General features: G+C 62.6%; 7 protein-coding genes. 4 read left to right on the plus strand and 3 right to left on the minus strand.

From position 1 onward, the window contains the following. Positions 1 to 114: 114 nt before the first annotated feature. On the minus strand, positions 115 to 939 hold the full coding sequence (locus AYK65_RS00290; RefSeq protein WP_046120646.1) for an SIR2 family NAD-dependent protein deacylase: 825 nt from the start codon (positions 937 to 939) through the stop codon (positions 115 to 117). Positions 940 to 1,144: 205 nt separating this feature from the next. Here AYK65_RS00290 and AYK65_RS00295 point away from each other — a divergent pair, with 205 nt between their 5' ends. From AYK65_RS00295 to AYK65_RS00305, 3 genes are read left to right on the plus strand one after another with little or no spacing between them, the layout of a single operon-like run. Next, positions 1,145 to 1,480: an ArsR/SmtB family transcription factor gene (locus AYK65_RS00295; RefSeq protein WP_026615587.1), complete on the plus strand. Its 336-nt coding sequence runs from the start codon at positions 1,145 to 1,147 to the stop codon at positions 1,478 to 1,480. A gap of 33 nt (positions 1,481 to 1,513) precedes the next feature. Then, positions 1,514 to 1,978: an SRPBCC domain-containing protein gene (locus AYK65_RS00300; RefSeq protein WP_081157737.1), complete on the plus strand. Its 465-nt coding sequence runs from the start codon at positions 1,514 to 1,516 to the stop codon at positions 1,976 to 1,978. Beyond that, positions 1,975 to 2,424, plus strand: a complete 450-nt coding sequence (locus AYK65_RS00305; protein WP_081157738.1) for a GFA family protein — start codon at positions 1,975 to 1,977, stop codon at positions 2,422 to 2,424. The genes AYK65_RS00300 and AYK65_RS00305 overlap by 4 nt, the downstream gene beginning before the upstream one ends. Positions 2,425 to 2,443: 19 nt before the next feature. On the opposite strand, the gene AYK65_RS00310 is transcribed toward AYK65_RS00305, so the two are convergent. Together AYK65_RS00310 and araD are read right to left on the minus strand one after the other, a co-directional pair. Next, positions 2,444 to 4,900: a phosphoketolase family protein gene (locus tag AYK65_RS00310; protein ID WP_081157739.1), complete on the minus strand. Its 2,457-nt coding sequence runs from the start codon at positions 4,898 to 4,900 to the stop codon at positions 2,444 to 2,446. 186 nt (positions 4,901 to 5,086) lie between these two features. Then, positions 5,087 to 6,811 carry an L-arabinonate dehydratase gene (araD, locus tag AYK65_RS00315; protein WP_081157740.1) on the minus strand — a complete coding sequence of 575 codons (1,725 nt, stop codon included), beginning with the start codon at positions 6,809 to 6,811 and terminating at the stop codon, positions 5,087 to 5,089. A gap of 77 nt (positions 6,812 to 6,888) precedes the next feature. On the opposite strand from araD, the gene AYK65_RS00320 reads away from it, so the two are divergent. After that, positions 6,889 to 7,611, plus strand: coding sequence for a FadR/GntR family transcriptional regulator (locus AYK65_RS00320; RefSeq protein ID WP_081157919.1), 723 nt, complete (start codon positions 6,889 to 6,891; stop codon positions 7,609 to 7,611). Positions 7,612 to 7,642: the final 31 nt, after the last annotated feature.

Below are 7,642 nucleotides of genomic sequence, written 5' to 3' on the forward strand. Positions count from 1 at the left end.
CAAATCCTGCCCCCGCAACCAAACTCAAGGCCCGCAATCGCGGGCCTTTTTCGCGTTCAGGGCACCCTGATCACCAGATCGATACCGTCCGCGCCCCGACGGCGTCGCACAGCCTCAAATGCTGCAACCGGCCTCGGCGCAAAGCTCGCCAACGAAGGCGAGCAGCGCCTCCTGCGGATCAGCCCCTTCGCCGCCGAGCACAGTTACGCCCCAATTGCTCAAAACCGTCTCCTGGACGGGATTGGGCCGATACATGAACACGTAGGAGGGCGGCCGCTCGCCTTCGTTTCCGGACCGCTTCCAGGTGCTCCAGATCCGGTGCAGAAGCAACCGGATATTGAGATCCGACATGCTGTAGCCGATGAACAGCACTGTTGCGCCGAGGGCGTCGCCGAGAAAGCGAACGTCCAGGGGCGAATCGAAGGATAGCCGGTTGAAGTAGTCGGTTTCGGTCAGCACGAGGGTGTCGTCATCGTCGAAGTCGCCGTGGTACTTGATAATCTGCGTGATTCCCGCCGGCGCGGAGGCGATGTCGCGTGCATGGCTGATCTTCGCATAAGGCTTGCCGTAGACGTCGTAGGCGATTTCCAGATTGCTGTCGTAGTTGGTGGTGTAGATCACCGGGAAATCGAGTGTGACGAGCCGCTTGTGGAGGTCGGACTTCTCGATGCGGTCCCGCGAAACGCGCCAGTTCTGCCGCATCCAATCACACAGCGCGCCGATGTCTCCATGCTCCAGGCGATAGCATTCGGCGATCGTCTGATAGGTCACGTCGGGGTCCTGCATGACGGAATCATCCAGATGCAGGTCGCTCACCATGTGGTCTATCAGTGTCTTCCATGAAGGCAGCCCCACACTCATCGAAACGCCTGCCCCGACGAACAGCACTGCGTGCCGGCGTCTCAACGCCGAAACGATCTCCTCTATATGCTTCTTCATGTTCGCTCCTCAGGAGCGCTCAACACGCGGGCGTGGGAAGATGTTCCATTAGCCGGATCAATCGCCATTCGGACCCGCTTGCACGACCAACACTCCTTCATCCGCCTGGTCCGCAGCACGCGGGGAGCAACCGCTCTTGACAGACGGACGCTCTCCTGAGATAAACCAGAAGGTTAATTAACTGATGAGTAAAGTGCTGGTGAGCATGGATCAGCTAAGCACCACCCTTTCGGCCCTCGCCGACCCGACCCGTCGCGCGATCATCGCGCGTCTTGCGGCCGGGGAGGCGACGGTAAACGAATTGGCGGCCCCCTTTGACATGAGCCTGCCTGCCGTCTCCAAGCATCTGAAAGTGCTGGAGCGTGCGGGCCTCATATCGCGTGGTCGCAACGCCCAATGGCGCCCCTGCCGGCTGGAGGCGCGACCGATGAAGGAAATTGCCGACTGGATCGAGCCCTATCGCCGGTTCTGGGACGGCAGCTTCGACCGGCTCGAAAGCTATCTTCAGGAAATCCAGGGCAAGGAGTCCGATCAGGGCTGATGCTGCGATTATCCAACCACGAAGGATGAAACGATGAACGCCCAAACGCTCAAGCAGGAGATTGCCCTCACCATCACGCGCGTCTTCGATGCGCCGCGCAGTCTCGTTTTCGAAGTCTGGACGACGCCCGAACACCTCGTCCGCTGGTGGGGCCCGAAGGACTTCACCGTGCCGGCCATCACCGTGGATTTCAGGGAAGGCGGCGCCTGGCGCACCTGCATCCGCTCGCCGGAAGGACAGGACTACTGGGCGCACGGCATCTATCGCGAGATCGTGCCGCGGAGCCGTATCGTCCTGACTTTCAGATGGGAAGAGGAGAGTGCCACGGATACGCTGATCACCGTTACCTTCGAGGAGGCGGCGGGCGGCACGCGGCTGACATTCCACCAGACGCCATTCCCGACGGTCGAGAGCCGCGACAGTCACGCGGAGGGCTGGGGCGAATGCATGGACCGGCTTGCCATCTATGTCGCCGGGCAAAAGGAGGCTGTGGAATGAGAAAGAGCTATCACGGAAGCTGCCACTGTGGCGCGGTGCACTTTTCCGCAAACTGCGACCTTGCGCCGGAGGGAGAACGATCGCCGCCGGCGCGGCCGGGCGCTTGGTGGGCCTCCACCTTCCGCTGCAACTGCTCCTTCTGCCTTAAGACGCGGTTCTGGAAGGTCTTCGTCACGCCGGAGGATTTCTCAGTGCTTTCCGGGGAGGAGGCCCTGGCCGAATACCGCTTCGGCGAGCGCTCGATCCGCCACCTCTTCTGCAAACAATGCGGCGTGCATCCCTTCGCCAGTGCCGATTACGAAATCATGGGTGGGCCGTTTTACGCGGTCAATATCGCGTGTCTCGACGACGCGAGCGACGAAGAGCTGGCGAATGCGCCGATCGTCTACGAGGACGGCCGGCAGGATGCCTGGGACGGGGCGCCGGCGGTGACAGGGCATTTGTGAAGCCGCAACCGCACGCAGCTTAGACGTTGTCCGCTGCGGTCGAGCTTTCCTGCGGCTTGGCCGCTGCGCCCTTGCCGCCCCATTGCCAGGCTCTGATCGAGGACATGTCGTCGCCGTATTCTTCGATGTATTGCCGATGTTCGGTCAGCTTCTCGCGCATCGCCTGTTTGAAATAGGCGGCACGGGCGCCCAGTTGCGGCAGCCGGTCGATCACGGCCTCGACCAGATGGAAGCGGTCCAGCTCGTTAAGGACCGCCATGTCGAAGGGCGTCGTGGTCGTCCCTTCCTCCTTATAGCCGCGAACGTGCAGGTTGGCATGATTGGTGCGGCGGTAGGTGAGCCGGTGGATCAGCCATGGATAGCCGTGAAAGGCGAAGATGATCGGCTTGTCCTTCGTGAACAAGGCATCGAAATCGCGGTCCGCGAGGCCGTGCGGGTGCACACTCGCTGGCTGGAGTTTCATCAGGTTCACCACGTTTAGCACGCGCACCTTCAGATCCGGCAGGTGCTCGCGAAGCAATTCCACCGCGGCCAGCGTTTCGAGCGTCGGCACGTCGCCGCAGCATGCCATCACCACATCGGGCTCGGCGCCCTTGTCGTTGCTCGCCCATTCCCAGATGCCGAGACCCTTGCTGCAGTGCTTGACCGCCTGGTCCATCGTCAGCCATTGCGGCGCTCGCTGCTTGCCGGCGACGATGACATTGACGTAGTTGCGGCTCCTCAGACAATGATCCGTTACCGACAGAAGCGTATTGGCGTCCGGCGGCAGGTAGACGCGGATGACGTCCGCCTTCTTGTTGACGACGTGGTCGATGAAACCCGGGTCCTGGTGGCTGAAGCCGTTATGGTCCTGGCGCCAGACGTGGGAACTCAGGAAGTAGTTGAGCGAGGCGATCGGACGCCGCCACGGGATCTCGTTGCAGACCTTCAGCCATTTGGCATGCTGATTGAACATGGAATCGACGATGTGGATGAAGGCTTCATAGCAGGAGAAGAAGCCGTGCCGTCCGGTCAAGAGATAGCCCTCGAGCCATCCCTGGCATTGATGCTCGCTCAACACCTCCATGACCCGCCCATCCGACGACAGGTGATCGTCCTCGGGATAAATCTCGGCCATGAAGCAGCGATCGGTGGCCTGCAGCACATCCTGCCAGCGGTTCGAGTTGTTCTCGTCCGGGCTGAACAGGCGGAAATTCCGGGCCTTGAGGTTGAGCTTCATGACGTCGCGCAGATAGGTGCCCATCACCCGCGCCGATTCGGCCGTGCTTTCACCCGGGCTCGGAACGGCAACCGCGTAGTCGCGGAAATCGGGCACCTTCAACGCGCGCATTAAGAGACCGCCATTGGCGTGCGGGTTGTCGCTCATGCGCCGGCGTCCTGTTGGCGCAAGTTCGGCCAGTTCCGGCTTCAGCCGGCCGTCGCCGTCGAACAGCTCATCCGGCCGGTAGCTCTTCATCCAGCCTTCCAGGACGCGGATGTGCTCGGGCTTGTCCATCTCGCCCATGGGCACCTGATGCGAGCGCCAGTAGTCCTCGCATTTCTTGCCGTCGATCTCCGCCGGGCAGGTCCAGCCCTTAGGCGTCCGGAAGACGATCATCGGCCAGATGGGACGTTTGAGATTGCCGTTCTCGCGTGCATCGGTCGAGATGCGGCGAATGGCGGCGAGTGCGGTGTCGAGCGCGCGCGCCAATTGCTGATGCACGTCCGCCGGCTCATGCCCCTGGATGAAAAGCGGCGCGTAGCCCATGCCCTCGAAGAACTTCTGCAGTTCGCCCCTTGGAATGCGGGCAAGGAAAGAGGGATTGGCAATCTTGTAGCCGTTGAGATGCAGGATGGGCAGCACTGAGCCGTCGCGCGCCGGGTTCAGGAATTTGTTGCCATGCCAGCCCGTCGCGAGCGGGCCAGTCTCGGCCTCGCCGTCTCCGACGACGCAGGCGACGATCAGATCCGGGTTGTCGAAGGCAGCCCCATAGGCATGGCTCAGTGCATAGCCAAGCTCGCCCCCCTCGTGAATGCTGCCCGGCGTCTCCGGCGCGACGTGGCTCGGGATCCCGCCGGGGAAGCTGAACTGCTTGAACAGCCTCTTCATGCCCTGAGCATCCTGGCTGATGTCCGGATAGACCTCGCTATAGGTCCCTTCCAGATAGGCGTGGGCCACCAGCGACGGCCCGCCGTGACCGGGGCCGATGATGTAGATCATGTTGAGATCGTCGCGCCTGATCACCCGGTTCAGGTGGACATAGAGCATGTTCAAGCCCGGCGAGGTGCCCCAATGGCCGAGAAGCCGCGGCTTCACATGCTCGCGCTTCAACGGCTCCTTCAACAAAGGGTTGTCGAGGAGATAGATCTGGCCGACCGACAGATAGTTCGATGCCCGCCAATAGGCGTCCATCCGCCGCAGTTCGTCCGGTGACAAGGGGCCGGCCGCCGCCGCATTGTTGCTGGACTCGTCTCTTGCCGTCTTGGGTGGAACCATGACTGCCTCCTGCTTCAGGCCGAGAAGATGGCGGTCTCGGCTCTTTGAAGCCGTGCCTTCTGAAAACAGGATGTATTGCAGTCTGTCGGCAGGGCAATGCCGATGATCGGAGGAACCTCCTCCCCGCGGGCTCAAAGGCGGAGATCGAGGAGGCACCGCTCTCAGCCATTGCTAGCGGGATGAGATCTAGTGGATTTCCGGCTCGGGAAGCTTATGGGGCGACTGAAGGAAGGTGAAATCGCAGCCTTCCGGCGCCTGCTGGATGTGCTCGGCATGCATCTTCAGATAGCCTCTCGAATAATCGCGTTCCGGCGGGCGCCACTCGGCGAGCCGGCGTTCGATCTCGCGCTCATCGACCTCCAGGGTGAGGCTGCGATTGGCGACGTCGAGCGAGATGAGGTCGCCGTTCCGTACCGCGGCCAAGGGGCCGCCAATGTAAGCTTCCGGTGCCACATGCAGGATGCAGGCGCCGTAGCTTGTACCGCTCATGCGGGCGTCGGAAATCCTCACCATGTCGCGCACGCCCTGTTTCAGGAGTTTCTTCGGAATCGGCAGCATGCCCCATTCCGGCATGCCCGGGCCGCCTACCGGGCCGGCATTGCGCAGGATGAGCACCGTGTCGGCGGTGACGTCGAGTTCCTCGTCGTTCACCGCCCTCATCATCGCGTCGTAGTCGTCGAAGACGAGGGCGGGGCCGCGGTGCTTGAGGAGCGCCGGGTCTGCAGCCGGCGGCTTCATCACGCAGCCGTCGGGCGCAAGATTCCCTTTAAGGATCGCCGTGCCGCCGCGTGCGGCGACCGGATTGTCGAGCGAACGGATCACGTCGGGCAGGTGAACCTCGGCAAGCTCGAGCGCCCCGCCGATCGTGCCGATGACGTTTCGTTCCTCCTTGTGAAGCAGCGACGCCAACTGTTTCCAAAGCGCGACCAGCCCGCCGGCGTAATAGAAATCCTCCATCAGGAATGCACCGGTCGGGCGGATGTTGCAGAGAACCGGAACCTTCTCCGACACGCGGTCGAAGTCGTCGAGCGTCAGTTTCACGCCGCATCGCCGCGCCATCGCGATCAGATGGATCATCGCATTGGTCGAACCGGCCATGGCCATATGCACCGTGAGCGCGTTTTCGAAGGCATTCGCCGTCAAGAGGTCGGAGGGTTTCAGGTCCTCGAACACCATCTCGACGATGCGCGCGCCCGATAGCGCGGCCATGCGCGAGTGGCCGGCATCCGTTGCGGGGATCGCCGAAGCGCCGGGCAGACAGAGCCCCAGCGTATCGGCCAGCGCCGTCATCGTCGAGGCGGTGCCCATGGTCATGCAGGTGCCGAAGGAGCGGGCGATGCCGCGCTCCATCTCGTTCCATTCGAGTTCGGTGATTTGCCCCGCCTCTTTCTCCGCCCAGTATTTCCAGACGTCGGAGCCGGAGCCGAGCATCTGGCCGCGATAGTTGCCGCGCAGCATCGGTCCTGCCGGCACGAAGATCGTCGGCAGATCGACCTGGATCGCCCCCATGATCGTTGCCGGCGTGGTCTTGTCGCAGCCGGCGAGCAGCACGACGCCGTCGATCGGATGCGAGCGGATGAGTTCCTCCACTTCCATGGCCAGGAAGTTGCGATAAAGCATCGTCGTCGGCTTCACATAGGTTTCGGCGAGCGACATCGCCGGCAGTTCGACCGGAAAGCCGCCGGCCTGCCACACGCCGCGCTTAACCTCGTCCGCCCGGGCGCGCAGATGCGCGTGGCAGGGGTTGATGTCGCTCCAGGTGTTGATAATCGCGATGACAGGCTTGGCCGCGATCTCCTGCTGATCATAACCCATCTGGTAGAGGCGGGAGCGATGACCGAAGGAGCGCAGGTCCTTGGCGCCGAACCAGCGAAAGCTCCTAAGATCTTCTGGACTCTTGCGTTTGGCCATTGGCGACCTCCTTTGCATTCCCGCTCGGCTCGGCTAAGTTAAGCCTGTTCAGAAAAATGACAGGCGAGACAAAGCTGTTGAACGACGTGATGTTGAAGCTCAAACCGGCACGGCGCGAACGCCTTGCCGATGTTCTTTACGGCCAGATCCTCGAGCAGATCACCAGCGGGCAGCTTGTTGAAGGCGCGAAATTGCCGTCCGAGGCCCAGATCTGCCGCGATTTTCAGGTCTCCCGGCCGGTCGTGCGCGAAGCCTTGATGCGGCTGCAGGCGGATGGGCTCGTGATCTCGCGCCAGGGGATCGGCACATTCGTCAAATCGCGTCCGTCCGACAAGCTCACCAGTTTCGCCGCCTCGGCGGAAATCGCGAGCTATCTCAGGGCCTTCGAGCCGCGGCTTGCCCTTGAAACCGAATGCGCCGGGCTCGCGGCGATGCGCCGTACCAAGGCGCAGCTCAACCAGATCGGCGAGGCGCTTTCGGCGCTGGAGGGCGCTTTCCAGCGCGGCGAAACCGGCTGGGAGGAGGACTTCGCCTTCCACCTTGCCGTTGCTGGGGCCGCGGGAAACGAGCTGTTCCCGCGCCTTCTGCAGGACCTGCGCGACATAATGCGCGGTTCGATGCGTGTGGCGCTGAGCCTCACTCAGCGGGGTTCGGAGGACAGGCGCCGCCGCGTCCTCGAGGAGCATCGCAAGGTCTTCACTGCGATCTCCAGCCAAGACCCGGACCTCGCGCGCCTCTACATGCGCTTTCACCTGACGGAGTCCCGCGCCCGCATCACTGGATCCCACGGCGATCGCTAGAGCAATACCCGATCCGCCCTGGGAGGCACCC

Source organism: Ensifer aridi (assembly GCF_002078505.1).
GTDB lineage: Bacteria > Pseudomonadota > Alphaproteobacteria > Rhizobiales > Rhizobiaceae > Sinorhizobium > Sinorhizobium aridi.

Bases quoted from the DNA above. Each gene is read 5' to 3' on its own strand.
- AYK65_RS00290 (WP_046120646.1), bottom strand. From the start codon at position 939: ATGAAGAAGCATATAGAGGAGATCGTTTCGGCGTTGAGACGCCGGCAC.
- AYK65_RS00305 (WP_081157738.1), top strand. From the start codon at position 1,975: ATGAGAAAGAGCTATCACGGAAGCTGCCACTGTGGCGCGGTGCACTTT.
- AYK65_RS00300 (WP_081157737.1), top strand. From the start codon at position 1,514: ATGAACGCCCAAACGCTCAAGCAGGAGATTGCCCTCACCATCACGCGC.
- AYK65_RS00310 (WP_081157739.1), bottom strand. From the start codon at position 4,900: ATGGTTCCACCCAAGACGGCAAGAGACGAGTCCAGCAACAATGCGGCG.
- araD (WP_081157740.1), bottom strand. From the start codon at position 6,811: ATGGCCAAACGCAAGAGTCCAGAAGATCTTAGGAGCTTTCGCTGGTTC.
- AYK65_RS00295 (WP_026615587.1), top strand. From the start codon at position 1,145: ATGGATCAGCTAAGCACCACCCTTTCGGCCCTCGCCGACCCGACCCGT.